Source organism: Ruegeria sp. N4 (assembly GCF_056531425.1).
On record NZ_JBQFLT010000011.1, the window covers coordinates 15,730 to 41,677 of the forward strand.

Genomic DNA, 25,948 nt, shown 5'->3' on the forward strand with positions numbered 1-25,948 from the left:
GGCTCCGATTAGCGGTTGTTTCGTGGCGCGGCGGTGCTTGCACGTGGGATTAGTTCGGGGGCGATAATGATCGGTTGGTCGGCCCCTTCTTCTTCGTTCAGGATCGACACGAGCTTTCGGCAAGCCAGACGTCCCCAGTCGCGGCGTGGCAGGCGTATGCTGGACAGGCCCGGGTTGAAAATGGCGGCATAGGGCATGTCATCATAGCCGATGACAGAAATATCTTCCGGCACCCGCACTCCGGCGCGCACCAGCCCGTGCAGCAATCCGGTGGCTGTTTCATCGTTGTGAACGAATACCGCAGTCGGCAGATTGCCCGATGCCAGCAATTGCTCGGCTGCCTCCAGACCATAATCGACCGAGAGCTGACCCATCAATTCACGGTCTTTTTGCAGTGGGATGCCCGCGTTTTTCAACGTCTGGTTAAAGCCGTGATAGCGGCGCTCGAACCCATTGGTGTGTAGCGGTCCACACACCTGAGCGATATCGCGGTGCCCAAGTTCTATGAGGTGCCCGGCGGCCAGACGCCCGCCCAAGACGTCATCCGTTCGCACTGTCGGCAGATCAATTTCTTTGTGCCCGCCGCAAGAAACGACCGGCGGGCCTGAATAGGCGCCGTTGGCGTCGCTGGGCAACAAGTCCTCGAGAAAGCCGTTTGTGTTCAGGATCAACCCGCCAGCCTTGTTCATCAACAGCATGTCCGAGAACGCGCGCTCGCTTTCGGCGTCTTCCGAGGTGTCGCCTATGAGAAGGACGTAACCATGCGCGCGCGCTTCTTCTTCGATGCCCTTGAAGAACTCGGCGAAAAAGGCATTCGTGATCTCAGAGACCAGAACAAGCAGGGTTTTACTGCGCCCACGCCGCAGGTCGCCTGCCGCCTGATTGGCCCGATAGCCCAGCCGTTTCATGATCTCGAACACGTGCTCGCGCGTTGCGGCTTTCACATCGTCCGGGCGCGACATGGCTCGACTGACGGTTGCGATCGAGACACCAGCCTCGCGAGCCACATCTTTGACGGTTGGACGCTTTGAACTCATATCTTCTTCCAACTTGATTCAGGCGGCGATCGGCCGCCCTTGGTCATTGAATTTATGGATGAATCCCGGTTGGGGTCGCAAGTGGATGGTGTCTCCTACATTTTGGTTCTGCTGACCATCAAGGCTTACGGTCAGAACACCTGCATCCGGAACCCGCACATATAGAATTGTGTCGTGGCCCAGCCGTTCCACCAGAGTCACTTTGCCTTCCCATGCGTCGTCAGCCTGACCGACGGCAAAATGCTCGGGCCGAATGCCCAAGGTCGAGGCACCTACGGCCTGAGCATAACGGCCCTTGACGAAGTTCATCTTGGGTGAACCGATGAACCCCGCGACAAACTCGGTGGCGGGGTGGTTGTACAGGTCCATTGGGCTGCCGACCTGTTCGATATAGCCGCCGTTCAGGACCACGATACGATCCGCCATGGTCATTGCCTCGACCTGATCATGGGTGACGTAGATCATCGTTGTTGCCATACGTTGATGCAGTTCACTGATTTCCACCCGAGTTTCCGAACGAAGCGCCGCGTCAAGATTCGAAAGCGGTTCGTCCAGCAGAAAAACCTGCGGGTTGCGGACAATGGCGCGACCGATGGCCACGCGCTGCCTTTGACCACCGGACAGCTGGCCCGGTTTACGGTCAAGGAATGGGTCAAGTTTCAGCGCATCGGCGGCCTCTTGCACCTTCTTTTGGATTTCATCTTTCGAACGGCGCTCAAGATTGAGCGAGAACCCCATATTCTCGGCCACTGTCATTTGGGGGTAAAGCGCATAGGACTGGAACACCATGGCAATGTCGCGTTGGCGCGGCGACAGATCGTTGGCGCGTTTGCCGCCAATCATCAGATCGCCTCCGGTCACTTCTTCAAGGCCTGCAATCATCCTGAGCAGCGTAGATTTTCCGCATCCTGAAGGGCCGACAAAGACGATGAATTCCCCGTCTGCAATTGACAGGTTGATGTCATGAAGCACTTCGACATTACCATAAGCCTTGGACAGGTTCCTGAGTTCAACTCCAGCCATCTCTTCCTCCCTTACCCGGCCGCCAGTGGCGCACGGATGATGTTTCTTACGGTGTCCAAAGACGCAGCTTGCAGCCGCCGTTCAGGGGACCCTGACAAAATCGCTTCGACGTCATGCAGGATCATGTCTCCAATCGGGTGGCGGCCACCTTCCACGGCAGCTGCACGGTGCGGCGACCAGATGACATTGTCGACCTGTCGCAACGCGGCGCGCTTGGACACCGGTTCTTGTGGGAACACGTCGCTGGCGACGCGAATGCGGCCAGCGCTGGCGACCTCAACAAGGGCGTCGAAGTCGACGAGATGAGACCGGCTGATCACAACAACCAGCGTCCCGGGTTTCATCTTTTCGATAAGGGTTCGGGACACAAGCTGATAATTCTCGTCGGTGGGCGTTGCCGCGATGACGACAAGGCGGTTGTTGGTGGTCACTTGCTCCAAATCGCAGAATTCGACACCGTCAAACACTGTTCCGCTTGCTTTCAGCCACGGATCATAGGCTTCGATCTTTGGGGAAAATGGCGCAAGAAGACGTACGCATTCCTGCGCGATGGACCCGAATCCGACAAACCCAATGCGTTGACCGTAAAGCGAGAAATCCGTGCCGATATTGTCGTTGAACCACCTTTCGGATCCGGCGCGGAAGCGTTCGTGCTCATCAACGATGCCGCGACTGCCTGCGATCATCAGACCAAGCGCCATTTCCGCGACCGAGCGTCGAAATCCCGGCGCGCAAGACAACACTTCGATACCGCGCTCGAAACACGCATCATAGTCGAGACCGGTTTGAAAGGTGCCCGAAACCTCGATCACAGCCCGGAGGTTTTTGGCGCCATCCAGCTCTGGTCGGGTCAGTTCCGGTTTCGCTGCCACCACAAATTCTGCCTCTGGCAGATGGGCCAGAAAATCCTTACGCGGCATCGGCCAGTTTACGCCACCATGAATGTCGCAAAGCTCGCCCAAGGCGGTGTAGGAAGACGGTCGGAATAATTCTTCCAACTGGCGAAAGTGTTGATCCAGGATGAGCAGGGGTTTCGACATGTTTCGCCTCACTTCACCGCGCCCGCGGTCATGCCGCGCACGAAGTGGCGTTGGAAGAACAGGAACAAAAGAACGACCGGGATCGCCATGATCACGGTACCGCTGGACAATCCGGTCACGTCGCGGGTCATGGTCCCCTGAAAGTTCAACAGACCCACCGACAGCGTGCGCATTTCGTCCTGGGTCAACAGAAGCAGTCGCAGCAACAGATCGTTCCAGCTCCAGAGAAACTCAAGCAGTGCGGTTGTGACCACTGCGGGTGTGGCAATCGGCATGACGACGCGGCGGTAAATCTGAAACTCGGTCGCACCGTCGATCCGGGCCGCTTCGTGCAGCGCCTTGGGGACGCCCTGAAAAAACGATGAGAACATGAAGACGAAAACCGACACGGCCAGGGCAAGGTCCGCGAAGATGACACCCAAATGGGTGTTGAGAAGGCCAAAGGACCGAACGATTTGAAACAGCGGCAGGACAATGGCCGTCACAGGGATCATCAATCCAATCAGGAACAGGATTTGCAGCACCACCTTGCCGCGAAACTCCATGAAAACCATGGCATAGGCCGCAAGCGAGGCGATAAAGATCATGACAACAGCATCAACGACCGAGATGATCAGGGTGTTGAAGAAATACACGCTAAAGCCACCATCGGTCCAAACGCGCGCATAATGCTCGAAGGTCAGGCCGATCGGCGGATACCACGGAGGATTCACCAATTCGGTCGTGGGCTTCAGCGATGTAAAGACCGTCAGAATGAGCGGAGAGACCATCACAACAGCGATGACGCCGAGAATGAACAGCAAAATCCAGCGTCCCATCACCGATCCTCTCTGTTCTGGATCTGCATGTAGATGATCGTTGCAATACTGACGATCACCAGCAGCGCGACGCCAATGGCCGACCCATAGCCATACTGGTTCTCCAGCGCCCCACGTTTGTACATGTAGGTCGATAGAATTTCGCTGAACCGGATCGGGCCGCCCTGAGTTGTGGCCCAGACGATGTCGAAGACCTTGAACGATTGCGTGAGTGTCAGAATGAAGACAACAGCCGTGACAGGCCTAAGGGCGGGCAGAGTGACATAGCGGAAGGATTGCATCGGATTTGCACCATCGACCCGCGCGGCCTCGTACAGGTCCTCGTCAACGGCCTGAAGTCCGGCAAGGAAGATGATGACGCTCAACCCGATTGTCGACCAACTATGTGCCAAGGCCAGCGCGTATAACACCACATCGGGGCTGCCCAGCCATGGGGTGGCGAAAGCCCCCAACCCGATATTCTCAAGCACCTGATTGATGACACCTGTCGGCTGATACATCCACCGCCAGATCGTGGCGACGGCCATCGGAGAGATCACGACCGGAAGAACGATGCATGTTTGGATCAGCAATCGCGCTTTCCAAACCCGCGCGAGCATAGCGGCAATCACCAGGCCAAGACCGACATTGATAACGATGATCACGCCGGACCAGACAAATGTATTCCGAAAGGCCTCCCAGAAGATCTTGTCAGAGAACAGTTTTTGATAGTTCTCCAACCCGACAAAATTCCGTTCGGGGCTGATACCGTCCCAATCGGTAAAGGAATATTCCAGCACCGAATAGGTCGGGTAGATCGCAAAGACGATGTAGATCGTCAGTGCGGGTAGCAGAAACAGAACAGGGTTCAGGCGCTGCGCTAATTTGGAATCCGGGTCGAGAAACATGGCTCCACCTTCGACTAATGCGAGTGGTTCTTAGGGAGTGCGCCGGTCCACAGGCACGGCGCCCATGGACCGGCGTTTTGCCGAAAGGCCTTACCGTTCGGCGATGCCACCCGGCAGCATGATTTCACCGGCTTCCTTCGCGGCGGCCCATGCGGATTGCATTTCCGCAGTGAATTCTTCGGGCGTCATGACATCCAGAAGCAGGGCCTGCAGCCCATCATAGGAAACCGTGGTCAGGCTTCCCGGTGTGATGGTGTCCAGAAACGCCGGAACGGATCCGTTTGCTGCGTGATCGTCCGATGCTTTCCAGATGTCTACGGCCATCGCGGGCATCTGGGCCTCGCTCAGCGCCTGATCAAGTGGACCGACAGGAACTGTTCCGGCGTTCAACAGCGCGACGCGACCTTCTTGCGACGCGAACATATAGTTCATGAAGTCAATCGCGGCGTCTTTGTTGTCAGAGCTTTCGCGAATGTACCAGCCACTGCCGATAGAGTTGGTGGGGTGGATTATCTGGCCATCTTCAAGTGGCGGCACGGCGAAGACGCTAAAGTCGTCGATGCGATCACCTGCAGCCTCGGTTCCGCCCCCGATCACCCAAGGTCCGGTGAAGGTCATCGGCACTTCACCGGCCCAAAACCGGTCCATCAGTTCACCATATCCGATTGCAACCGGTGTCGGTCCGAACCAGCCCGCTTTGCCCATCTCTTGCAGTTTTGCCGAGGCAGCCACAAAGGGCTCGTCAGTCCATGCGCCATCGCCAAATAGAACGTCCTCGATACCTTCGGGACCCGCGTAGCGACCAAACATCATGGACTGCCAATGCGACACGGGCCATTTGTCGGCAGCGCCGAGACCAATGGGTGTATCAAAGCCCGCCTCTTGCAGTTTCGCCACGGCGGCTTCCATGTCAGCCCATGTGGTGGGCACGGAAATTCCGTGTTCGTCAAAGATTGCCCTGTTGTAGAACATACCGGTCGTCTCGACCTCATTGCCAAAGGCCCAAAGCTTGCCGTCGCTTGATGTCTGCACCACGATGCCTTCGGGGATTGTGCTGCTCCAGTCATTTGCGAAATAGGCATCTGTCAGATCGGCGACGAGGCCGCCCGCAATAAGGGCCGCCGGTTGACCCGGGCCGGTTCCAAACGAGAAAAGATCAGGCCCTTCGCCAGCCGAAAGGGCGGGGATCAAAGCGGGGTTAAACAGGTCGGAAGAGTTCTTGACGATTGTCACCGTAACATCCGAATTCTGCGCATTATAGGCTTCGGCGAGATCATCGTAGACATTTGTTTGCCCGGGTTCCCCGGCAACCCAAACAACCACTTCCGACTGTGCGTATGTCATTATTGGCACTAAAGAAATCGCAGTTGCGATCGCACTGGCTGTGACAAACCTTTTCATGTTTTTCCTCCCAGTTTCGATGATTCTTTGTTCAAAATGTATACGATTACATAAAAATGTAAACGAATACATATTGCAGCGCTGAAGGCCGGCCAAATGCAGACTTAGAAATTTGAGATCATCCGTTCTCCAATACATTTGCTGAGCATCGCGCTGAAACAGTGTGCACACCCGAACTGTAAGGCGAGGCATGATCAACGTTGCCTGAACCGGCTTGGCGGTTCTCAACCGCGGGGCACCGGTATCAAAACCTGCGATTCCGGGCGCCAGAAAACAAAGTTGTTTCAGCACTTGTTTCGCGACGGTTTCGATGGCGAATCATTGCTTTCACGGAATGTTCGGAAAGTGCCTCCGTTGCCTTTCGGCTGCGAAAATCATCGTTGCGCTTCAGCGTGGGTCCCTGGTTCCATCGTTTTTAGTTGCCATAAATCCGCCGCGTGGCGAACGGTCGGTAAGCAGTTGAAAATAATAAGGTAAATTTTCCAAGGCGCGCCGTAAGTGTTTTCGGCGGGTCCTGAATATTCAATTATGAAACGTTTCATATTGACAGAAAAGCGATTCGATGGCTTCGTATAAAGACGGTGGATCGGCGTGAAAGATTGCCTTTCCGAACAAGCTGAAAACTTAGGGAGGCTCTTATGAAGCTCATGAAATTCGCTGCCGCGGCAGCGACCGGAATTCTATTGTCCGCAGGTGTGGCGGCGGCTGACAATAAACCGGTTGTTGGCCTGATCATGAAGTCGCTGGCCAATGAGTTTTTTCAAAACATGCTGGTTGGGGCAGAGGCGCACGCTGTCGAGCGTGGCGACTATGAACTGATTGCCGTCGGGATGCAGAACGAGACGGATTTTGAATCCCAGATCAATGCGGTCGAGAACTTCATCACGCAGGGCGTCGACGCAATCGTCGTTGCCCCGGCAGATTCCAAGGCGATGGTCCGCCCGCTGAAACGCGCGATGGAAGCGGGGATCATTGTGGTCAATTTTGACGTCGCACTGGACGAAGGCGCAAAGGAACAGCAGGGCGTGGAACTGGCTTTTGTCGGCCCGGACAATCGCGGCGGGGCGAAACTGGCGGGTGATGCTTTGGGCAAAGCTCTGGGCGAGGGTGGCAAGGTCGTCATCATCGAAGGCAACCCCGGTGCAGACAATGCCAATCAGCGGCGCATGGGCTTCGAAGACTCGGTTGCGGAATACAAGCTTGATCTGCTCGACAGCCGCACTGCGCATTGGGAAACCGAAGAAGCCAATCAGGTTTTTTCGACCATGTTGACGGCAAACCCCGATATTCAGGGCGTGATGGCAGCCAATGACTCGATGGCCATCGGTGTGGTCAAGGCGCTGGAATCTGCGGGGCGCGACGACATTCTGGTGGTCGGATTTGACGCGATCCCAGCGGTTCTTCCGATGATCGAGGATGGTCGCTTGCTTGCGTCGGTGGATCAGTTTGGTGCCGACATGGCCGCGAATTCGATCGATCTGGCCCTCGAAGTCATCGCCGGTGGGCCGCAACTGGAAGGGTGGGTCAAGACACCTATCGAACTGGTTACCAAATAAGACGCAACTCCTGCGGATGCCCGTTACCCCTCTAATCGGGCATCCATCACTCTGGCTGAACAAGGTCGATCCAATGTGCGCTGATACCTCACTCCTGACTGTGAAGAACCTGCGAAAGTCCTTTGGTGGCGTGCATGCTCTTGACGGGGTAAGTTTTGACCTGATCGCGGGCGAGGTCCACGCACTTGTTGGCGAGAATGGCGCCGGAAAATCGACCCTTATCAAGGTGCTTTCCGGCGTCCACCCCTTTGACGAAGGCACAGTGGAACTGGACGGACAATCGTATAAGCCGTCAAACCCGCATGACGCAAAAACAGCCGGAATTCAGGTGGTTCATCAGGAGTTCAATCTGCTCAACGATCTCAGCGTCGCGGAAAACATCTCGATCGAACATCTGCCGCGCAAACGGTTTGGCATTCTGGACCGGGGCGAAATGAAGCGCCGGGCTCGGCTGGCACTGGATGCAATCGGGCTAAGTGACATCGACGTTTCGACCCCCGTAAGAACACTTGGGATTGCGCATCGGCAGTTGGTTGAAATCGCCCGCGCCCTGCAAAGCGAAAGCCGCATCCTTATTCTGGATGAGCCGACAGCCACGCTCACCGAGCGCGAAACCGAGCGGTTGTTCAAGATCGTGGCCGGGATCAGGGCGAAGGGCGTAACCGTCGTGTTCGTATCGCATCATCTGGAAGAGGTCTTTGCCATTTGCGAGCGTGTCTCGGTGTTCCGCAATGGTCAGACGGTCGTGACCAAAGACATATCAGATGTAACATCGGCGGACGTTGTCCGGTATATGGTCGGGCGCGAGTTGGAGGTCGACGCCTCGCATGCGCGCGAGGTCAAACAAAGCAGCGACATCGCCCTTTCGGTTCAAAACCTGCGCACCATGGCCAATCCCGGGCCCGACGGCGTTTCTTTTGATCTGCACAAGGGCGAGATTCTTGGAATTGCCGGGTTGGTGGGCGCCGGACGCACCGAAGTTCTGCGGGCCATATTCGGGGCCGATCCAACTGTGTCGGGACAAGTGTTCCGCGACGGCGCGCCGTTGAACATCAAGGGCCCAAGGGATGGAATCTCGGCCGGGATCTGTTTCGTGACGGAAGACCGTAAAGAAGAAGGTCTGATCCTCGATATGCCGATAGCGGCAAACACGACGCTGGTTGATCTGGCCTCGGTAACAAAGCGCGGGCTTCTGGATTTTGCCGAAGAAAGACGACTGGCGACCCAAAGCGGTGCCAGACTGCATTTGAAATACGGGAAACTGTCGGATGCGGCCTCCAGCCTGTCCGGCGGCAACCAACAGAAAGTCGTTTTGGCAAAATGGCTTGCTCGGAATCCCGACATTCTATTGCTGGATGAGCCGACACGCGGCGTCGATGTTGGTGCCAAGGCAGAAATCTACTCGATCCTGCGCGATCTGGTGTCCGAAGGTATGTCGATGATCGTTGTCTCTTCGGAACTGCCCGAACTGATTACACTGGCGGACCGTATTCTCGTCATGGCCAATCACCGCATTCAGGGCAGTCTGGAGCGGACGGAATTTTCACAGGAACGAATCCTCCATCTCGCCTACGGGCAGCAGAGCGACACTGAAAGGAAAACGGCATGAGCACGATTGAATCAATTCCGCCTGCATCAAGGGAGAACGCTGTGTCTTTACGATCTATCGTCAACAATGCAGGTATCGGATTGGCCCTGCTTGTGATCGTGGTTTTCTTTTCGATTGCCAGCGAACATTTTCTGTCTGCCAATAACATCACCAACATTCTGACGCAGATTACGATCAATCTGATCCTGGCCGTTGGAATGACCTTTGTGATCCTGATCGGAGGCATCGATCTGTCCGTCGGGTCCGTCATGGCCTTCGCCGCCATTGTGGCAGGCAAAGCCATCACACTGCCCGGAATTGGCGAAACAGAGCTGATCATTCTGGCCGTATTGGCCGGTGTTCTGGCGGGAACCTTGTGTGGGGTTTTGAATGGGGCCATCAGCGCCTACTGGGCTCTGCCCTCTTTCATCATCACTTTGGGCATGCTGAACATTGCCCGGGGCGCGGCGCTTCAGATCTCGGATGCGCAAACGATCTACTCCTTTCCGTTTGCCTTCGAAGAGTTTGGCTCAAAGCTGATCTATGGCGTGCCGGTGGTCTTTCTGGTTGCGCTTGGGTTGGTCGCAGTTGCCTGGTTCGTGCTGAACCGCACCGTTTTCGGGCGTCTGATCTATGGGATCGGCAACAATGAAGAGGCTGTGCGCCTGGCCGGTCATCCCGTGTTCTGGTATAAGGTCGCAGCCTTTTCGATTTGTGGCATGACCGCCGGGATAGCAGCGATCATATATATGGCACGTCTGAACATCTCCTCTCCGATTGCAGGAATTGGGTTCGAACTGAACGCAATTGCGGCCGTCATCATTGGTGGCACCAGCCTAAGCGGTGGTCGTGGATCAGTCATCGGAACGCTTTTGGGGGCCATCATCATCGGCGTATTGGCCAATGGTCTGATCCTGATCGGCCTGAGTGACTTTATGCGGCAGATGATCACCGGTGTTGTCATCGTGGTAGCGGTCATTCTTGATCATTATCGCGCAAAGTATTCGGCGTCGTGAAACGCGGCGTCCTCCTGAACCGGCACCTGAGTGCCCTCGTCGCCGAGCTTGGCCACCTCGATGAAGTTGTGGTGGCAGATGCAGGGCTGCCACACCCTAGGGGCGTACCCATAATCGACCTTGCTGTGACGGCCGGCGTGCCCGATCTGCAGCAGGTCCTGACAGCACTGGGAAGTGAGTTGATTGTGGAACACGCGATACTTACGACCGAAGCCAGCACGATAGTCACCGGCAAGATCACTGACCTGCTGACCGTCTGGCCCGCCAATCAGGGTGCGGCGGTAGGACAGTCCGTCCTGCCACATGCAGAGTTCAAGGTGCGAACATCACAGGCAAAGGCAATCATTCGCACAGGTGAAACCACACCTTTCGCAAATGTCATTCTGGTGTGCGGGGTGGCGTTTTGACCCGTATTTCTGTCGTAGGAAGCATCAATGTCGATCTGACATCGTATCTCGAGCGCTGGCCCGGAGTTGGCGAGACGGTCGCGGCGGGCAGCACCCAGATCACACTTGGCGGCAAGGGTGCCAATCAGGCAGTGGCCGCTGCAAGGCTGGGCAGTCAGGTGACGATGATCGGCGCCGTCGGCAAAGACAGTTTTGGCCACGACGCCGTTGCCGACATTCGGGCAGCGGGCGTCGAATTGCGGGTTGCTGAGCTGCCGGATCGGTCCTCGGGCATGGCATTTATCGATGTCGGACCCGATGGAGGGAATATCATTCGTCTTTCGCAAGGGGCGAATGCTGTCATGGATGCGAAGATGGTTGAACGCCACGCGGATGCCCTGCGGCAAAGTACTGTTGTGCTGCTTCAAAACGAGGTTCCGATCTCAGCATCTCTGGCCGCCGCGCGCATTGCGCATGAAGCCGGAGGATTGGTCATCATGGATCCCGCGCCCGCGCCTGTTCCGTTCTGGAGTGAATCGATCCTGAAAGCCTTAGACATCATCACACCCAACACGCATGAAACGCACCTCATTCTCGGAACGTTGCCAACCACACTGGATGAGGCACGCATCGCCGCGCGCGCGCTGTGTTCTTCGGTGCGGCGGGGCGCGATAGTTACAATGGGCAGGCTGGGTGTTGCCTGGTGCATTGATGGCGAGGACGGTCAGATGACCGCGCCGAATGTCCCCGCAATCGACACTGTTGCAGCGGGTGATTGCTTTAACGGTGCCCTTGCACACGGATTGGCCGCCAAAGAGACCATCGATCAGGCCATTGTAACCGCAATGGATGCAGCGGCGTTTGCAACCACGCAGCGCGGGGCGTCAACATCCGCGCCCTTCAAACACCAACTGGAAAGTTTCAGGAAAAGGTCATATTCCCACTGTTTGGCAAATGGTTGAGAATACCAACTGTGGCCGTAAACTACTCGGCCAGGCTAAATCGGGTTCGGATATGGCAACAGTAAAAGATGTGGCCAGGCTTGCGGGGGTCTCGGTCGGGACGGTGTCGAAAGTTCTGTCGCATGACAGCACGGTAAAACCAGCGCGACGGGAAAAGGTTCTTAAGGCGGTCGAGGATCTTGGCTACAAGCCAAATCAGGCCGCGCGCGCATTGCGCACGAAGAAGGTGAATGTGATTGGACTTGTTGTTCCGGATATCACCAATCCGTTCTTTGCAAAGCTGGCGATGAGGATCGAAAAAGAGGCGTCAGCGCGCGGCTACACCGTGATGCTGACAACAACCATGGACGATCCGGAAACAGAAGCACGTCAGATCTCGGCATTGCTCGAACAGTCGCTGCACGGGCTTGTCATTGTCGCAACAAACGATTCCAGCAACGCCACACTGGGGAACTCTGACATCCCGATCGTGTCTCTGGACCGTCGCTTCGGCACCGCGGGACTTGTGAGTATCGATCATTCCGCATCGGCCGCAAAAGCGGCCGAGTATCTGCTTGATCTTGGCCATAGACGGATAGCCTACCTGGCCGGTCCACAAGACACCGAAGTTGGCAGGCTTAGAAAACAGGGTTTTGTCGAAGCTGTAGGACGGTTCGCATCGAGTGCTGACGATGTGGCACTTAATGTACTGGAAGGCACGTTTGACTATGACAGCGGCGAGGCACTTGCGCGGCAGGTTCTCACCCAATCTGAAACGCCCAGACCAAGTGCGATAGCAACCGGAAATGATCAGATGGCAATTGGTGCGCTGCGGACAGCAAATGATCTAGGATTACGAGTGCCCGATGACCTGTCAGTTGTCGGGTTTGACGACATTGACCTTGCACTGCATGTAATCCCCCGCCTGACGACCGTTTCACAACCTGCAATGGAACTTTGCCACGCCGCGGTAACCCGTCTGCTGGATGGAAAGAACGTTTTTGATGAAGATCTTATGATTGAAGGTTCTGTCGTCGTTCGAGGATCTTCCACTGCCCCCAGGTAAAATCCACAGGAAGTTTATAGTGCCTCGTGCGAAGTGACCTCTATGGAAATTCGCACGATTGGAGCAGGCCTACCCACCATTTCGCAGTTGGAGAACGGTTGCGTTAACTTCATTGACGCGCCCACTCCAATTCACCAAATGTAGGCCGTGTATGAACACCGTCTAAATAGCGCCCAGGCAGAGCTTCTTCAACCAGATTGAAAACGGATTCCCGTGATCGGCACGGAACATCAGCGTGGCCGTCGCTTGAGGCATCGCAAACGGAGTTGGTTGGGCCAACATCCCCAAAAGCCGTGCTGTTTTCCCGAACGGCGCGCGCAATGTCGTTATGAGTGCATCTGTCTCCGAAGCTAGGTTAAGCGCAGCAGAAAAGTTTGACGCGTAGCAAACGACATGGCGACCGATGCCGTGTTTGCGGAGCAACTTTTCCACCGGCCCTTCTTGCGCACCACCTAATCCAACAAGGACATGTCGAGATACGCTCCAAACCTCTGTTGTCGGATTCCGGCTGTATTCATGCGTTTCGGGCGTGAACGTGCACCAGTCGAGTGGCGCAATTCTGTGCAGAACCAGGTTCGTGTCCGATTTTTGGCGGCCAAAGCCCAAACCAACGTCTGCCTTGGAGCTCAAAACGGCTTGCCGCGCCATGTTCCCTTCAATGAATTCAACGGAAGCGAGCGGAGCCGCGTTCGCGAGGTCGCCGATGAAATCCGTGAACAGCGACGTGCAAAGGTCCGGCGTCGCAACACGAATGCGGCGTGTGGTCGTGGCAGGGTCAAACTCGAAATCGGTTGTGAACATCAGTTTTGCGGCTTCGGCCGCGGCTGTTACACGGGGACGCAACTTTTCTGCAAATGGAGTGAGCCGCATCGTCCATCCGTCACGAACAAGAATTGGATCGCGAAAATGGTCGCGCAATCTCGCGAGGCTGTGCGATATTGCAGACTGTGTGCGACCTACGGCGTCAGCTGCGTCCGAAACGGATCGTCGGTCCAGAAGCGCATCCAATGCGGTGATCAGGTTCAAGTCGAGGGCTGCGAGGCTTCCATTAATCTTGCTCATGCAAGCATTGTATTCATCGATTTGATTCATGTCATCTGCTCTGTCAGCGTTGCAGTATCATGAGCCGAAAGGGGATAAGACTGTGAAACTGGCCTCGAAAACACTTTGCCTCCTTGCTGCCAGTGTACTGGCCACACCTGCCCTGGCACAGGATAGCGCGTTTGATCTTAACGGGACTTGGGAAAGCATTGCTTGCGAACTGCGCCCACAGGTCGGGCAGGATGGCGTCGCACCTTGGTACCTTAAGCGTTCGATCACGTTTGCACCCGGCCGCATCGATGCGCATTTCACCACTTATTCCGATGCCAACTGTTCCGCAGCGCTTCTGGAGTTGAAGTTTGGCGGTGACGTCAACATCCTAGGGGCATCCGAAGTGACGCAGGGCGCACGTAACGTTGATCTGATCGTCAACGACTATCTGACCATCACGCCGCAGTTGGAAGGCTTCGCGGGGTTTCTGAACTCAGCCGAGACGGGCGCTTGTGGACCTGAAGAGTGGTCCGTCGGCAATGAGCAGAATGTGTTTGAAACCGGATGCTCAGTCATGGGGATAGCGGCGAATGCGCCTACCACAGAATATGAGGTGCTCTATGTCTCAGCCGGCCATCTCTACTTTGGCGCGCGGCCTGTTGACGGCATGCCGCTGGCCCAACCCGACGACCGTCCGACAGCTTTGCAGATGCCACTCAGGCGATTGAAGGGAGGAAAGACCCAGAAAGTAGGCGCGGATGATCTGCGTGTGCCGAAACATGTTGAGATCGTTTTGTTTGAACAAGCCGACGGCGCAGACCCCTCGGATGTTCGATCGTTTTTTGAGACCATCACGCAAAAAATGAACCAGAACGACACGCTGCTCTACCGTACCGTGGGCCAAGGTGAAAACGGTATTTGGCTTTGCGTAAACTATTGGACCAATCGCCCAGATATGGAGACCCTGAACGCGCAAGCACAAAGCTGGGCGGACGAGTTTGCGGCCATGGGCGAACTGGTCAAACCAAAGAGCTTTCGACTGACCAGCTACGACACGGGGCTCTAGCGATTCAGCGTTTGTCTCGCTTCAGCCTGACCGTTCGCTGTCACCAAGCGAACGGTCGTTCCGTCTCGCCGTCCTGACCTCTTCCGCAACCGAAATCGATCAAGCGGAGCGAATGCCCTTGTTGCGGATTGCGCGGGCAACGTTAGCGAGCAAGATCGAACGGCCGCCTAGGGCCGTTCACAAATTTCTCGATGTAGCTGTGGAATTTTGAGATAGTCTTTTCCAAATCGACCTGAAGAGGTAAAAGCACGCTATCTGTATGCCGCCCTACATAGCCTCCAGCGTGTGTGCGAGACCGTTTCGGATGTGATCTTCCAACAGCTTCTTGGCGGTGCCAGCGTCTCGGGCCAATGCCGCATCGAACATGCCCTTGTGCTCTTTGACGGCCTCTTCGCCGCGATAGGTCAGCACAAGCATCTGATACCGCAGATACTTGTCGTAGATGATCGAGTGCAGAGACAGTAGATTCCTGGAATTGCAGGCCGCGATCATCGCCTGGTGAAACTCCCAGTCATATCGTTTCCAGGTTTCTTTCTCGGACTCGTCACCCTTTAGAAGCTGCTGTTCCATCAGGTGCAGTTTGTGATGAGCGGCAACCAGGTTGCCTTCCCAATCCGTATCACCGTTTGCAATGGACAGTTCCAAAGCGTGGCATTCCAACAGGACCCGAAGCTCTGAAATCTCGGTCAGGTCTTCGCGAGAGACCGGCGTGACCAGAAAACCCCGTTGTTCGGGGGCTTCGACAAATCCGTCGCTGGCAAGCCTATTCAAGGTCTCGCGAAGTGTCGACAGGCTTGCCGAATAGCGTTCCTTCAAGGCGTCCAGCTTCAGTTTGGAGCCGGGCTGCAGCTCTCCGAAGATGATATCCCGCTTGATGCGCTGATAGGTGCTTGCACCTATCGTAGACGGCTGCTTCGCCATGCGTTTCACCCGATATTCTTGGTTTCTTCGCTCAATTAGCATTTTTCAGGGGTATCAGCAATCCAAACTGATGTATGGTAAAAATAAAAATATCATACATTATTGCGGAATCGCTAAAACCCCAATACGGTCGCGGTCAAGTTGGGCAACGCTGCTCGGTCGAACATTCAGGTTTCGGAGATGTCCGAACCCTCCGGAAGGAAACACAGTGTCTCAGAACTTTCGCATTGCCATTATTGGCATTGGCCTTGTTGGACGCCGCCACGCGGACGCGATCCGGGCGTTGCGTCATGTCGATCTTGTGGCGGTCGTCGATCCCAGCGACGAGGGCCGTGCATATGCCGCCGAGCATGGTGTCGCGTGTTACAAGACCCTCGAGGATATGTTTGCCCACCAATCACCGGACGGCGCTGTGCTTGCGACCCCGACGACGTTGCATGTTGAACAGGGGCTGACATGCGTCCGACACGGGTGCCCTGTTCTGGTCGAAAAACCGATTGCTGTCGAAGCCAATGCAGCGCTTGAGCTGGTACAAGAGGCTGCGAAGGCAGATGTGCCGCTCATGGTCGGGCATCATCGACGGTACAACCCTTTGATCAAGTCCGCCAAGGAAGCGATTGCAGACGGGAAGATCGGCGATGTTCGCGCGGTTCATGCGAATTGCTGGTTTTACAAGCCAGACGCGTATTTTGAGGCTGCGCCCTGGCGCAAGAAACCAGGGGCGGGGCCCATCTCGGTCAATCTGGTCCATGACGTCGATCTTCTGCGCTATCTGGCCGGAGAGGTCGTGACCGTACAGGCGCAGTCCGCCGCGTCGCAACGCGGGTATGACAACGAAGATGTGGCCGGGGCGTTGCTGACATTCGAAGGTGGCGCGATCGGGACAATAACCGTGTCCGACAGCATCGTTGCCCCGTGGAGTTGGGAGATGACGTCCCAGGAATATCCGATTTACCCATCAACCACGGAAAGCAGCTATATGATCGGGGGATCTCATGGGTCCTTATCCGTCCCTGACCTTCGGCTCTGGAATTATCCGGGCGGGCAACGGGATTGGTGGACTCCGATCTCGTCAACGGCGCTGAAAAAGGGGGCTTCGGACCCTTTGGTCAATCAGCTCAGGCATTTTGTTGACGTGGCGCGCCACAAGGCAGAGCCGATTGTCTCCGGGTGGGAGGGGCTGAGAACGCTTCAAGTCATTGAAGCAATACAAAATTCCTGCCGGACGGGGAAAACCGTTAGGATAGAAAGCTATCAGCAGTCACCGCAGGCTAAGATCTCGGTAATCTAAAATATCAGATATTTTGTAAAAAATCTTGCAAAATGTCCAAAATAGGTCAAAACTCGGAATCGTCAAAAAACATCATGATGTCTCAGGGAGGAGCAAAGTGATTACCAATCTTACCCGCCGGGCTGCTGTGTCAGCCCTGGTCGCAACCGGTGTTCTGTTCAGCGCAACAAGTGGCGTGCTGGCGGAAGACAAAGTGCAACTTCGAATGGCAACGTCGGGATCGGAGACCGACCAGCGCTCGGTCGCCATGGCCGAGATTTTTGCGCCCATGGTCGCCGATTTCGCAAGTTATGAGCCCAGCTATAACGGCACCATCTTCGCGCAAGGCACCGAGCTGGACGCCATCAGCCGGGGCAATCTGGAGATGTCGATCACCTCGGCGCAGGAACTGGCACAGTTCTTTCCCGAGTTTTCGATCTTTACCGCCGGCTATGTCCATCAGGACGCAGCGCATCAGGTGGCCGTCTTCAACGATCCCCTTATGGATGCCTTCAAGCAAAAGGCCGAGGATGAACTGGGCGTCAAACTGCTGTCGGTCATGTATCTGGGTCGTCGTCAGGTGAACCTGCGCCAGCCCAAGGATGAATTGACGGTCACAACTCCGGCCGATCTGGAAGGCGTGAACTTGCGGATGCCGGGTACTGATGCGTGGCAGTTCCTTGGCAAGGCGCTGGGCGCTGCCCCGACTCCGATGGCGTTCTCCGAGGTCTATACTGCGCTGTCCACCGGCGCCGTTGACGGCCAGGACAACCCGCTGCCGACCGTGGTGGATGCCAAGTTCTACGAAGTGACCAATCAGATAATCCTGACGTCCCACTTGGTCGACCTGAACTACATCGCCATCGGCAAAGAGGTCTGGGACGGGTTGACGCCGGAACAACAGGCCAAGGTTCAGGAAGCTGCAGACGCAGCAGCGGAATCGGGTCGCCAGAAGCAGCTGCAAAAGGAAGAGGATTTGGTCAGCTTCCTGAAAGAGCAGGGCATGGAAGTCTATGAGCCCGATCTGGCCGCATTCCGCGATCAGGTGCAGTCCATGTATCTTGAAAGCGAGTTTGCGGGGTCGTGGCCGGACGGCGTTCTGGAACAGATCAACGCGCTGGGCAACTAAGACCAATCACGGAAGGGAGAACCACCATGAAAGGCTTCATAAAGGGGTTCTCCCGACTGACCGAAGCGATTGCCGGCGGGATGCTGGCGGCAATCTTCCTGATCTTTCTGCTGCAAATTCTGTTGCGGTACTTCTTCACCCCCGCCGGATGGACGCTTGAACTGATCGGCATCCTCTGGGTCTGGGTGATCTTCTTCAGCTGCGCCTTCATTGTGCGCGAGCGGGATCACGTGAAGTTCGACATTATCTACCTGTCGGTACCCCGACGTGTCCGTCAGGTCTTTGCGATGCTGGCGGCTGCGGCGATCGTCATTGGGATGCTCTACAGCTTCCTGCCGACCTGGGACTACATAGACTGGATGAAAATCCGCAAGACCGCGACCGTGCGCAACCCGTTCTCGGGCGAGAAGGTACCGCTGCGCACGGTGTTTTCGATCTATGCCGTGTTCATGCTGGTCGTAGCCGCGCGCTATGCATGGCTGTTCTTCGACATCATGCGCAATGGACCACCTAAAACCGAACTTGAAATGGTCGTGGGATTTAACGTGGTCGACGATCATCCCCGCGTTGACGTGGAAGACGACGAGGACGCAAGCAAATGAGCTTTGAACTTCTTTCCTGCCTGCTCACACTCTTTGTTCTGGCAGGCATCGGGACACCTATCGGCTATTCCATCTTGTTGGCGTCACTGATGTATCTGGGTGTCGCTGGTCTGGACGTCGCGCTTGCGGGTGAGAAAATCCTGCAAGGCTTCTACAAAAGCACGATCCTGCTTGCCGTGCCTTTGTTCATCGTCGCCGCCAATATCATGAATGCGGGCTCGATCACGGACCGTCTGCTGAATTTCTGCGTCGCTGCGGTCGGGCGGTTCAAGGGCGGTCTTGGGCACGTCAACGTTGTGGCGTCTTTGATCTTTTCCGGCATGTCCGGTTCTGCCGTCGCGGATGCGGCGGGGATCGGCAAGATCATCATTGAGATGATGACCAAGGATGGCCGTTATAGCCGAGGTTACGCAGCCGCAATCACGGCGGCATCGGCGACGATTGGTCCGATCATTCCGCCCTCGATCCCGATGGTTCTGTATGCGCTCGTTTCCAAGGCCTCTATCGGATCGCTGTTCCTGGCCGGTATTCTGCCGGGTCTGATCATGGGCGTCGTCCTCATGGCGATGAACTACTATCTGGCTGGAAAGCGGAACTTTGCCCTGGAAGAACCTGTTCCACTGCGCGAGTTGCCCGCTAAAACCGCCAATGCGTTCCCGGCGCTGCTGATGCCCGCGATCCTGCTCTATGGTATCTATGGCGGCGTCACCACGCCGACCGAGGCCGCCGCCGTGGCTGCCTTCTACGCCCTGCTGCTGGCAGCGTTGTTCTACCGCGCACTGACCTTCCGTGGTCTTTATCAGGTGTTCGTCGACAGCGCGCGGTCTTCCGCAGCCGTTGGGGTGGTCATTGGTGGTGCGTTCATCCTGAACTTCATCGTCATTCAGGAACAGATTCCACAGTCGATCTCGGCCCTGCTGGAGGGTTCGGATGTCAGCCCGATTGTGTTCCTGATCCTCGTCAACCTGCTGATCCTCGCGCTGGGATGCGTCTTGGACGCAACAACGATCATTCTGGTGATCGTGCCCCTGTTCATCCCAACCTGCGAGGCGCTTGGGATCGATCTGGTGCATTTCGGAGTGCTGGTCGTCGTGAACTCGATGATCGGTCTGATCACGCCGCCCTATGGTATTCTGCTCTTTGTGATCAACGCCGTGACGGACATTCCGCTGCGTGAAATCATCTCGGAAATCTGGGCCTTTCTGGCTGTGCTCATCTTCGCGCTGATGATCATGATGCTGATGCCCGATCTGGTCCTGTGGTTGCCGCGTCTGTTCGGGTATCAGGGGTAATGTGCCTGTCGGTTTCGACAACCTCCATACCCGGCGATCTGGCAGAGAAGTTGCATGCCATCGCCGGGGCTGGGTTTGACGGCGTCGAGTTGCACGAACCTGACCTGACCGCGTTTGACGGGCCGCCTTCGCACATCCGCGATATTGCGTCGGACCTCGGCCTGAAGATTTGCCTGCTGCAGCCGTTCCATAACCTCGAAGGTCAGACCGGCCCGGGGCGGGAACGCGCCTTTGACCGGCTAAAGCGTAAATTCGATCTGATGGATGCGTTGGGCACAGATCTTTTGCTTGTGGGGTCCGCGTTCGAAGTGGGCACTGATGCCACCGAAGAACAGGTGATCGCGGACCTTGGCGAGGCGACCGAGATCGCCAAACAGATGGGGCTGCGTCTGGCCTATATGGGCTTGCCATGGTCCGATCTTATCCACTCGGACGAACAGGCGCTGCGCATTGTCGAGGCGATTGACAGCCCTCATTTCGGGTTGGCCCTGAATTCATTTTTCTCGCTTGCCGACGGGTCCAAACCAGCCCGTCTTAGGGACACCCCCGGAGAGCGGTTGTTCCATGTACAACTGTCCGATGCACCCCGGCTTGAGATGGATATTCGCAGGCTCAAACGGCACTTTGGGCTTTTGCCGGGGCTTGGGGCGCTGAACCTTGCGGGCTTTGTGCGGGTGTTGTCCCGCGCCGGGTACAAGGGGCCCTGGTCCATCGCCCGCGTCAACGAGGCGGCCCCCCAACCCGGAGGTCGCACACTGGCCCGAGACAGCTACAGGTCGCTGGTAAACCTTCTGGATGAGGTGTCGCGGACCGAACCAAGCGCAGATTATGGCATCCCGAAACTGCCCGAACGTGTCTATGCGTCAGGCTTTGAGTTCGTCGAATTCACAGCCGACGAGGTAAGCGGTGCGCAGCTGGCAGACATGCTGTCAGCCATGTGTTTTCGAATGGAGCGAAAGCACGTCAGCAAATCCGTCGAGCTGTGGCGGCAAGGCGCGATCAACATCGTGGTGAATACCGAAAAGGAAGGTTTCGCCCATTCAGCCTTGCTGGGCCACGGCCCATCGGTCTGTGACATGGGATTGCGCGTCAAGGATGCGGATCAGACGGTTCAGCGGGCTACCGCGCTGGGGGCCCCGGATTTTTCGCAGCCGGTAGGAACCGGAGAGCTGGATATCCCGGCCATTCGGGGTGTCGGTGGTAACGTCGTTCATTTTATCGATGAGAAATCCGATCTGCATCGGGTGTGGGATATCGAATTCGAGCCGGTTGCGAAAACAAAGGCGACCCAACCCGCCGGTCTGCGTCGCATCGACCATCTGGCCCAGACCATGCGCCACGATGAGATGCAAAGCTGGCTGCTCTACTACATTTCGACCTTTGAGATGGCAAAGTCGCCCATCGTGAACGTCGCCGACCCGTCGGGTGTTGTGCAAAGCCAGGCTATCGAAAGCCCCGAGGGCGAAGTGCGCCTGAACCTGAACGGGGCCGTTGGTCGTCGGACTTTGGCGGCGTCATTCCTGGAAGACGGTTTCGGAGCGGGCGTTCAGCACATCGCCTTTCAGTCGGACGACATATTTGAAACCTCGGCGCAATTGCGCAAGTCCGGCTTTCCCAGCCTGACGATTCCGGAAAACTACTACGCCGATCTGCAAGCGACTTTCGGGTTGGATGACGATCTGATCGCCCAGATGCGTCAGGGCAACATCCTTTTCGACCGGGCAGCGGGTGCCGAATATTTTCAGATCTACAGCCGCCCCATCTTTAACGGCTTCTTCTTTGAAATTGTTGAACGCCGCGCGGGCTATGCCGGGTATGGCGCGCGCAACGCGCCCATTCGCCTTGCTGCACAAAGCAAAACCCAAGCGGTGAAAGAGGTGCAGACGCAATGACCACACAGATGACAAATGATGAGCGCGCGGTCCGCGATTGGTGGCGAACCTCGATCATCGACATGAAACCCGGCCAGATCGCTTTTCGTGGCTATCCTATCGAGGACCTGATCGGGAACGTCTCGTTCCCGCAGATGATCTGGCTGATGGTGCGGGGCGATCTGCCCAGCGACGCGCAGGCGCGTTTGTTCGAGGCTGCATTGGTCGCAGGCGTGGATCACGGCCCACAGGCCCCGTCGATCGCGGCGGCGCGTATGGCTGCGACCTGCGGGGTTGGTCTCAACAACGCGATGGCGACTGCGGTGAACATGCTGGGCGATGTACATGGCGGGGCAGGGGAGCAATGCGCCGAGCTGTATTATGATATCGCCGCCCGCATGGATGCGGGGGCTGCGTTGAATGACGCGGTTCGGGACGGTCTGGACAGCTGGCGCGAGACCTACGGCAAGATCGTATCGGGCTTTGGCCACAGATTTCACAAACCCGTCGATCCACGCGCCCCCCGGCTGATGCAGCTTGTTCGTGACGCGGCGGCAGAAGGCACAGTATCTGGCCGCTTTGCCGATATCGGAGAAGAGGTTCAGGCCGAGCTTGGCCGCCAACGCGGCGGTCGGCCCATCGCCATGAATATCGACGGCGCAACGGCGGTGATCTTTTGCGAACTTGGCTTTCCCGCGCCCCTGTCGCGGGGGCTGTTCTGCCTGTCCCGCTCGGTTGGAATACTCGCCCACGCCTGGGAACAGATGGGCCAGGGCGGGCGCAACAAAGGGCCCATGCCCCCGAATTACTTACCCCTCTACGAAGACAGGAATGATGACAATTGAGACATCGAAATCCTTCCGGGTCGGCCTTATCGGCTGTGGTCGTATCAGCGATATCTATCTAAAAACACTATCAAAATTTTCGAACGTCGAGGTCGTGGCCTGCGCCAGCCTTGATCCTTTGGAAAGCCGCGCCAAGGCGGATCAATACGGTATATCCAGGGCCTGCACGCCGGATGAGGTGTTCGATGATCCAGCGATTGACTGCGTCCTGAACCTGACAATACCAGCCGCCCATGCCGAAATCAGCCTGCGCGCGCTGGAGGCGGGCAAGCATGTCTATTCCGAAAAGCCGCTGGTCATGAACCGAACGGATGGACGGGCGATCCTGCACATGGCCTCGGAAAAGGGGCTGCTGGTCGGCTGCGCGCCCGACACGTTTCTGGGCGGTCGTTGGCAGACCGTTCGGCGCTTGATCGACGAGGGTGCCATTGGCAAACCAACAGGGGTTTTTGCCCATGTCGGAACCCACGGCACCGAACGCCACCATCCCAACCCGGATTTCTACTACAAGGCGGGTGGCGGGCCCTTGCTGGACCTTGGGCCATACTACCTGACGGCGATGGTCTGTTGCCTTGGCCCCGTTGACCGCGTCGCCGGAATGGCGCGACGCACGTTCGACAAAAGGATGATCGAAAATGGCGCTCGCAACGGTGAATGGATGGATGTCGAGGTCGACACACACTCCCTAAGCCTGCTGCAGTTCTCGTCCGGTGCCATCGGGTCAATGACTATGAGTTTCGACGTTTGGGACAGCGAAACGCCTCGGTTCGAAATCTACGGTGAAGACGGGACCATCAGTATCCCCGACCCTGACCCGGTTCATGGGGCCAACATCTTTCAGGGCGATGTCTGGCTGAAAACGCGGGACACATCGCGCTGGTCGCATCAGCCCCGCCCAACCGGTCGGGAAGACTGGCAGGTGGTCGAGAACAAATATGGATTTAACGAAGACAGCCGTGGCCTCGGCCTGTTGGATCTGGCCCTGGCGGCACAAGAAGGACGCCAACCCCGTGCAAGTGGCGCGCTGGCCTATCACGTTTTCGAAGTCATGGACGCGATTGAACGGGCACCGAAATTTGGTGCCTATCAGACGATAGAAAGCCGCTGCGCGGCTCCGGTGCCTTTACCGGTCGATTTCCTTAACGATGAGAGGAAGGAATTGGTTCATGCCGATTGAGACACTCGACTTTGCCCAGCCATTTTTTCGCGTCCAGCACATCACTGATGAAGACAGAGTATCTGTCGAGGGTCGTGCCATTGTTCTGAACCTCGGGGGGAAGGACCTCGCGGTCGAGGATCAGACCGTTGCGCCGCTTTCGTCGGTGATCGTGCAGAACAGCACCGTCCAAAACGTGGAACGTGCAGTCATTGTTCATGGTTTCGACGCCCACGCCGATGACAATGCGCTGTTCGCATGGGTGAAAGATACGTGGCCTTCAGCCTTTGATGTTCGCCAGGAAGAGCGTCTGCGCGGTGTCAGCCACTACATGTCGCCAAAGGTCTTCGTGGGTAACGTTGGACTGACCATGTACCACTCGGGCTCGGTTCCACTGAATGTCGGATTGCATAAGGATCATCCGTTCTGCCCGGTTCCGGGGTTTCGCGAAGTGCATACGCAAATCGTAGGCTTTGGCAAAATGCAGCAATGCCGCGAACGGGACGTTGAAACCCTTTATCTCGAAGAATTCATGGCCCCCGGCACGACGCACAAGCCGATGTATGACGCCGAAGGCAACTATCCCTGGCATCAGTACGAGACGATCACCCCCAGCATCTTCATGGCGGTTGAAATCCTGCCCGAAGGCGCACGGGCCCCGGACATGGAGGTTCAGAATGGCTGAGCGGCTTCTACCCGAAACCCTTAATTTTGACGGCCCTTTTCCCCGCTTGTCTCGCCGTTTGCGGCTGGGCGTTGTTGGCGGTGGGCGAATCTCTGTCACGCAGGCAACGGCGGCCCGGATGACCGACCGGTGGGAGGTCGCCGCAGGCGCGCTCAGTTCTGACGCTGCGCGCAGCAAGGCGCGCGGGGCCGAGTGGTTCCTGCCAGCAGACAGGTGCTATACGTCGTTCGACGAGATGGCGCAGGCCGAGGCGGCACGGCCTGATGGTGTGGACGCGGTGATGATCACCACCCCGAACCATGTTCATTTCGAAGCGGCCAAAGCCTTTCTGGAGGCGGGTATTGACGTGCTGTGCGACAAGCCACTGACCAATGAAGTCGCCGAGGCGGAGGGGCTTGAGGAGATCACCGCGCGCACGGGGCAGGTTTTTGCCGTCGGCTACGCGATGTCATGTTTTTCGGTCATCCGGCAGGCCAAGCAAATCGTGGCCGAAGGCGGCATCGGCAAGATCAACCAAATCCTTGTTGAGTTCATGCAAGACTGGATGACGCCCGAAGATGTGGCCGATGCGCCCCATGTGAAATGGCGGCTGGACCCAAAGATTTCTGGTCCGACCAGCTGTGTCGGCGATATCGGCACCCATGCCGCGCATCTTGCTAGTTTTGTCTCGGGCCTGCCCATGACCGATCTGCGGGCCGAGTTCCATGTCTGCGGTGCGCCAAAGCCTTTGGAAGACACGGTGTTCATGTTCACCCGCTATCAAAACGAGGTTCCGGGAACATTGATGGCAACGCGCCTTGCCCCCGGAAACCGGGGCGGGTTGCGGTTGCGGGTCTTCGGCAGCGAAGGGGGCTTGGAGTGGGACCTTGAGAACTCGGAACAGCTGAAGTTCAATCGGTTCGGAGAGCCGGACCGTATCATCAGCCGAGGTCACGGGCACGGTATTGGCCCCGGCGCGGAACGTCTGGTCCGTACTGCGCGCGGCTTCCCCGAAGGGATTATCGAAGCCTGGGCCAACCTTTATACGGAATTTGCCATGGCCGTGGCCGCGCGCCGGGATGGTGTCACCGTTCCGGCCGATTGGCTGACATATCCCGGTGTCGGTCAAGGCGCGGATGGCGTCCGATTCATTGATGCCTCTGTGCGCTCACACCAGTCCGGAGGCGACTGGGTCACCGTCTAAAGTCCTGCCAGCACGAAGATCAAACACGCCCGGGCCGTTGTCCGGGCGTTTCCATCTCCTGCCCAGCATTAAAAGTTGATATTTTTAAAAATATCAGATATTTTTTACTACATGTGATGAATTTGAGATTCGCAGAC

At 56.8% G+C, this 25,948-nt stretch carries 23 protein-coding genes and 1 pseudogene; 16 read left to right on the forward strand and 8 right to left on the reverse strand.

Annotated features, from left to right (window positions below):
- Window positions 1–8: 8 nt before the first annotated feature.
- From ACR0LW_RS16015 to ACR0LW_RS16040, 6 genes and pseudogenes are all read right to left on the reverse strand, one after another.
- Entirely contained in the window at window positions 9–1,037 is a 1,029-nt protein-coding gene (locus tag ACR0LW_RS16015) for a LacI family DNA-binding transcriptional regulator (protein ID WP_170521435.1), read from the reverse strand.
- Between the two features lie 18 nt (window positions 1,038–1,055).
- Window positions 1,056–2,060 carry an ABC transporter ATP-binding protein gene (locus ACR0LW_RS16020; protein WP_480883241.1) on the reverse strand — a complete coding sequence of 335 codons (1,005 nt, stop codon included), beginning with the start codon at window positions 2,058–2,060 and terminating at the stop codon, window positions 1,056–1,058.
- An 11-nt stretch (window positions 2,061–2,071) separates the two neighbouring features.
- A complete protein-coding gene (locus ACR0LW_RS16025) occupies window positions 2,072–3,100 on the reverse strand; it encodes an NAD(P)-dependent oxidoreductase (protein WP_480883242.1) in 1,029 nt (342 codons plus the stop codon).
- Window positions 3,101–3,108: 8 nt separating this feature from the next.
- On the reverse strand, window positions 3,109–4,053 hold the full coding sequence (locus tag ACR0LW_RS16030) for a carbohydrate ABC transporter permease (protein WP_480883387.1): 945 nt from the start codon (window positions 4,051–4,053) through the stop codon (window positions 3,109–3,111).
- Window positions 3,945–4,805 (reverse strand): annotated as a pseudogene (locus tag ACR0LW_RS16035) (carbohydrate ABC transporter permease); the annotation flags it as partial. The pseudogene ACR0LW_RS16035 and the gene ACR0LW_RS16030, both read right to left, overlap by 109 nt.
- Before the next feature lie 90 nt (window positions 4,806–4,895).
- Entirely contained in the window at window positions 4,896–6,149 is a 1,254-nt protein-coding gene (locus ACR0LW_RS16040) for an ABC transporter substrate-binding protein (protein WP_480883243.1), read from the reverse strand.
- 695 nt (window positions 6,150–6,844) lie between these two features.
- Here ACR0LW_RS16040 and ACR0LW_RS16045 point away from each other — a divergent pair.
- The 6 genes from ACR0LW_RS16045 to ACR0LW_RS16070 are packed head-to-tail and all read left to right on the forward strand — an operon-like array spanning window position 6,845 to window position 12,759.
- Window positions 6,845–7,762: a substrate-binding domain-containing protein gene (locus tag ACR0LW_RS16045; protein ID WP_480883244.1), complete on the forward strand. Its 918-nt coding sequence runs from the start codon at window positions 6,845–6,847 to the stop codon at window positions 7,760–7,762.
- Between the two features lie 16 nt (window positions 7,763–7,778).
- Entirely contained in the window at window positions 7,779–9,371 is a 1,593-nt protein-coding gene (locus ACR0LW_RS16050) for a sugar ABC transporter ATP-binding protein (protein WP_480883245.1), read from the forward strand.
- A gap of 41 nt (window positions 9,372–9,412) precedes the next feature.
- Window positions 9,413–10,366 carry an ABC transporter permease gene (locus ACR0LW_RS16055; protein WP_480582921.1) on the forward strand — a complete coding sequence of 318 codons (954 nt, stop codon included), beginning with the start codon at window positions 9,413–9,415 and terminating at the stop codon, window positions 10,364–10,366.
- A complete protein-coding gene (rbsD, locus tag ACR0LW_RS16060; protein ID WP_480883246.1) occupies window positions 10,363–10,773 on the forward strand; it encodes a D-ribose pyranase in 411 nt (136 codons plus the stop codon). The genes ACR0LW_RS16055 and rbsD overlap by 4 nt, the downstream gene beginning before the upstream one ends.
- Window positions 10,770–11,714, forward strand: a complete 945-nt coding sequence (locus ACR0LW_RS16065) for a ribokinase (protein WP_480883247.1) — start codon at window positions 10,770–10,772, stop codon at window positions 11,712–11,714. The genes rbsD and ACR0LW_RS16065 overlap by 4 nt, the downstream gene beginning before the upstream one ends.
- The gene (locus ACR0LW_RS16070) at window positions 11,707–12,759 is read left to right on the forward strand and encodes a LacI family DNA-binding transcriptional regulator (RefSeq protein WP_480883248.1); all 1,053 of its coding nucleotides are present in this window, start codon (window positions 11,707–11,709) and stop codon (window positions 12,757–12,759) included. Before ACR0LW_RS16065 ends, ACR0LW_RS16070 begins: the two co-directional genes overlap by 8 nt.
- Window positions 12,760–12,921: 162 nt before the next feature.
- Here the strand turns inward: ACR0LW_RS16070 and ACR0LW_RS16075 are convergent, their stop codons facing one another.
- Window positions 12,922–13,851, reverse strand: a complete 930-nt coding sequence (locus tag ACR0LW_RS16075) for a LysR family transcriptional regulator (RefSeq protein WP_480883249.1) — start codon at window positions 13,849–13,851, stop codon at window positions 12,922–12,924.
- 52 nt (window positions 13,852–13,903) lie between these two features.
- On the opposite strand from ACR0LW_RS16075, the gene ACR0LW_RS16080 reads away from it, so the two are divergent.
- Window positions 13,904–14,857, forward strand: coding sequence for a hypothetical protein (locus tag ACR0LW_RS16080; RefSeq protein WP_480883250.1), 954 nt, complete (start codon window positions 13,904–13,906; stop codon window positions 14,855–14,857).
- A 267-nt stretch (window positions 14,858–15,124) separates the two neighbouring features.
- Here ACR0LW_RS16080 and ACR0LW_RS16085 read toward each other — a convergent pair whose 3' ends face one another.
- Window positions 15,125–15,778, reverse strand: coding sequence for a GntR family transcriptional regulator (locus tag ACR0LW_RS16085; RefSeq protein ID WP_170622700.1), 654 nt, complete (start codon window positions 15,776–15,778; stop codon window positions 15,125–15,127).
- Window positions 15,779–15,986: 208 nt separating this feature from the next.
- Between ACR0LW_RS16085 and ACR0LW_RS16090 the strand changes: the two genes are divergently transcribed.
- The 9 genes from ACR0LW_RS16090 (at window position 15,987) to ACR0LW_RS16130 (ending at window position 25,811) form a co-directional block, all read left to right on the forward strand.
- Window positions 15,987–17,069, forward strand: coding sequence for a Gfo/Idh/MocA family protein (locus tag ACR0LW_RS16090; protein WP_480582899.1), 1,083 nt, complete (start codon window positions 15,987–15,989; stop codon window positions 17,067–17,069).
- A gap of 97 nt (window positions 17,070–17,166) precedes the next feature.
- Window positions 17,167–18,177, forward strand: coding sequence for a TRAP transporter substrate-binding protein DctP (dctP, locus tag ACR0LW_RS16095; protein ID WP_480582896.1), 1,011 nt, complete (start codon window positions 17,167–17,169; stop codon window positions 18,175–18,177).
- A 26-nt stretch (window positions 18,178–18,203) separates the two neighbouring features.
- On the forward strand, window positions 18,204–18,779 hold the full coding sequence (locus ACR0LW_RS16100) for a TRAP transporter small permease subunit (protein ID WP_170521464.1): 576 nt from the start codon (window positions 18,204–18,206) through the stop codon (window positions 18,777–18,779).
- A complete protein-coding gene (locus ACR0LW_RS16105) occupies window positions 18,776–20,071 on the forward strand; it encodes a TRAP transporter large permease (protein WP_008755425.1) in 1,296 nt (431 codons plus the stop codon). Before ACR0LW_RS16100 ends, ACR0LW_RS16105 begins: the two co-directional genes overlap by 4 nt.
- Window positions 20,071–21,963, forward strand: a complete 1,893-nt coding sequence (locus ACR0LW_RS16110) for a bifunctional sugar phosphate isomerase/epimerase/4-hydroxyphenylpyruvate dioxygenase family protein (RefSeq protein WP_480883251.1) — start codon at window positions 20,071–20,073, stop codon at window positions 21,961–21,963. Before ACR0LW_RS16105 ends, ACR0LW_RS16110 begins: the two co-directional genes overlap by 1 nt.
- Before the next feature lie 8 nt (window positions 21,964–21,971).
- On the forward strand, window positions 21,972–22,787 hold the full coding sequence (locus tag ACR0LW_RS16115) for a citryl-CoA lyase (protein ID WP_480883389.1): 816 nt from the start codon (window positions 21,972–21,974) through the stop codon (window positions 22,785–22,787).
- The gene (locus ACR0LW_RS16120) at window positions 22,777–23,964 is read left to right on the forward strand and encodes a Gfo/Idh/MocA family protein (protein ID WP_480883252.1); all 1,188 of its coding nucleotides are present in this window, start codon (window positions 22,777–22,779) and stop codon (window positions 23,962–23,964) included. Before ACR0LW_RS16115 ends, ACR0LW_RS16120 begins: the two co-directional genes overlap by 11 nt.
- Window positions 23,954–24,628: a hypothetical protein gene (locus tag ACR0LW_RS16125; RefSeq protein WP_480883253.1), complete on the forward strand. Its 675-nt coding sequence runs from the start codon at window positions 23,954–23,956 to the stop codon at window positions 24,626–24,628. The genes ACR0LW_RS16120 and ACR0LW_RS16125 overlap by 11 nt, the downstream gene beginning before the upstream one ends.
- Window positions 24,621–25,811: a Gfo/Idh/MocA family protein gene (locus ACR0LW_RS16130; protein WP_480883254.1), complete on the forward strand. Its 1,191-nt coding sequence runs from the start codon at window positions 24,621–24,623 to the stop codon at window positions 25,809–25,811. Before ACR0LW_RS16125 ends, ACR0LW_RS16130 begins: the two co-directional genes overlap by 8 nt.
- Window positions 25,812–25,948 lie beyond the last annotated feature (137 nt).

Coding starts and splice junctions, on each gene's coding strand:
- ACR0LW_RS16015 (WP_170521435.1), bottom strand. CDS start 1,037: ATGAGTTCAAAGCGTCCAACCGTCAAAGATGTGGCTCGCGAGGCTGGT.
- ACR0LW_RS16020 (WP_480883241.1), bottom strand. CDS start 2,060: ATGGCTGGAGTTGAACTCAGGAACCTGTCCAAGGCTTATGGTAATGTC.
- ACR0LW_RS16025 (WP_480883242.1), bottom strand. CDS start 3,100: ATGTCGAAACCCCTGCTCATCCTGGATCAACACTTTCGCCAGTTGGAA.
- ACR0LW_RS16040 (WP_480883243.1), bottom strand. CDS start 6,149: ATGACATACGCACAGTCGGAAGTGGTTGTTTGGGTTGCCGGGGAACCC.
- ACR0LW_RS16045 (WP_480883244.1), top strand. CDS start 6,845: ATGAAGCTCATGAAATTCGCTGCCGCGGCAGCGACCGGAATTCTATTG.
- ACR0LW_RS16050 (WP_480883245.1), top strand. CDS start 7,779: ATGCCCGTTACCCCTCTAATCGGGCATCCATCACTCTGGCTGAACAAG.
- ACR0LW_RS16070 (WP_480883248.1), top strand. CDS start 11,707: ATGGTTGAGAATACCAACTGTGGCCGTAAACTACTCGGCCAGGCTAAA.
- ACR0LW_RS16075 (WP_480883249.1), bottom strand. CDS start 13,851: ATGAATCAAATCGATGAATACAATGCTTGCATGAGCAAGATTAATGGA.
- ACR0LW_RS16085 (WP_170622700.1), bottom strand. CDS start 15,778: ATGGCGAAGCAGCCGTCTACGATAGGTGCAAGCACCTATCAGCGCATC.
- ACR0LW_RS16100 (WP_170521464.1), top strand. CDS start 18,204: ATGAAAGGCTTCATAAAGGGGTTCTCCCGACTGACCGAAGCGATTGCC.
- ACR0LW_RS16105 (WP_008755425.1), top strand. CDS start 18,776: ATGAGCTTTGAACTTCTTTCCTGCCTGCTCACACTCTTTGTTCTGGCA.
- ACR0LW_RS16110 (WP_480883251.1), top strand. CDS start 20,071: ATGTGCCTGTCGGTTTCGACAACCTCCATACCCGGCGATCTGGCAGAG.
- ACR0LW_RS16115 (WP_480883389.1), top strand. CDS start 21,972: ATGACAAATGATGAGCGCGCGGTCCGCGATTGGTGGCGAACCTCGATC.
- ACR0LW_RS16120 (WP_480883252.1), top strand. CDS start 22,777: ATGACAATTGAGACATCGAAATCCTTCCGGGTCGGCCTTATCGGCTGT.
- ACR0LW_RS16125 (WP_480883253.1), top strand. CDS start 23,954: ATGCCGATTGAGACACTCGACTTTGCCCAGCCATTTTTTCGCGTCCAG.
- ACR0LW_RS16130 (WP_480883254.1), top strand. CDS start 24,621: ATGGCTGAGCGGCTTCTACCCGAAACCCTTAATTTTGACGGCCCTTTT.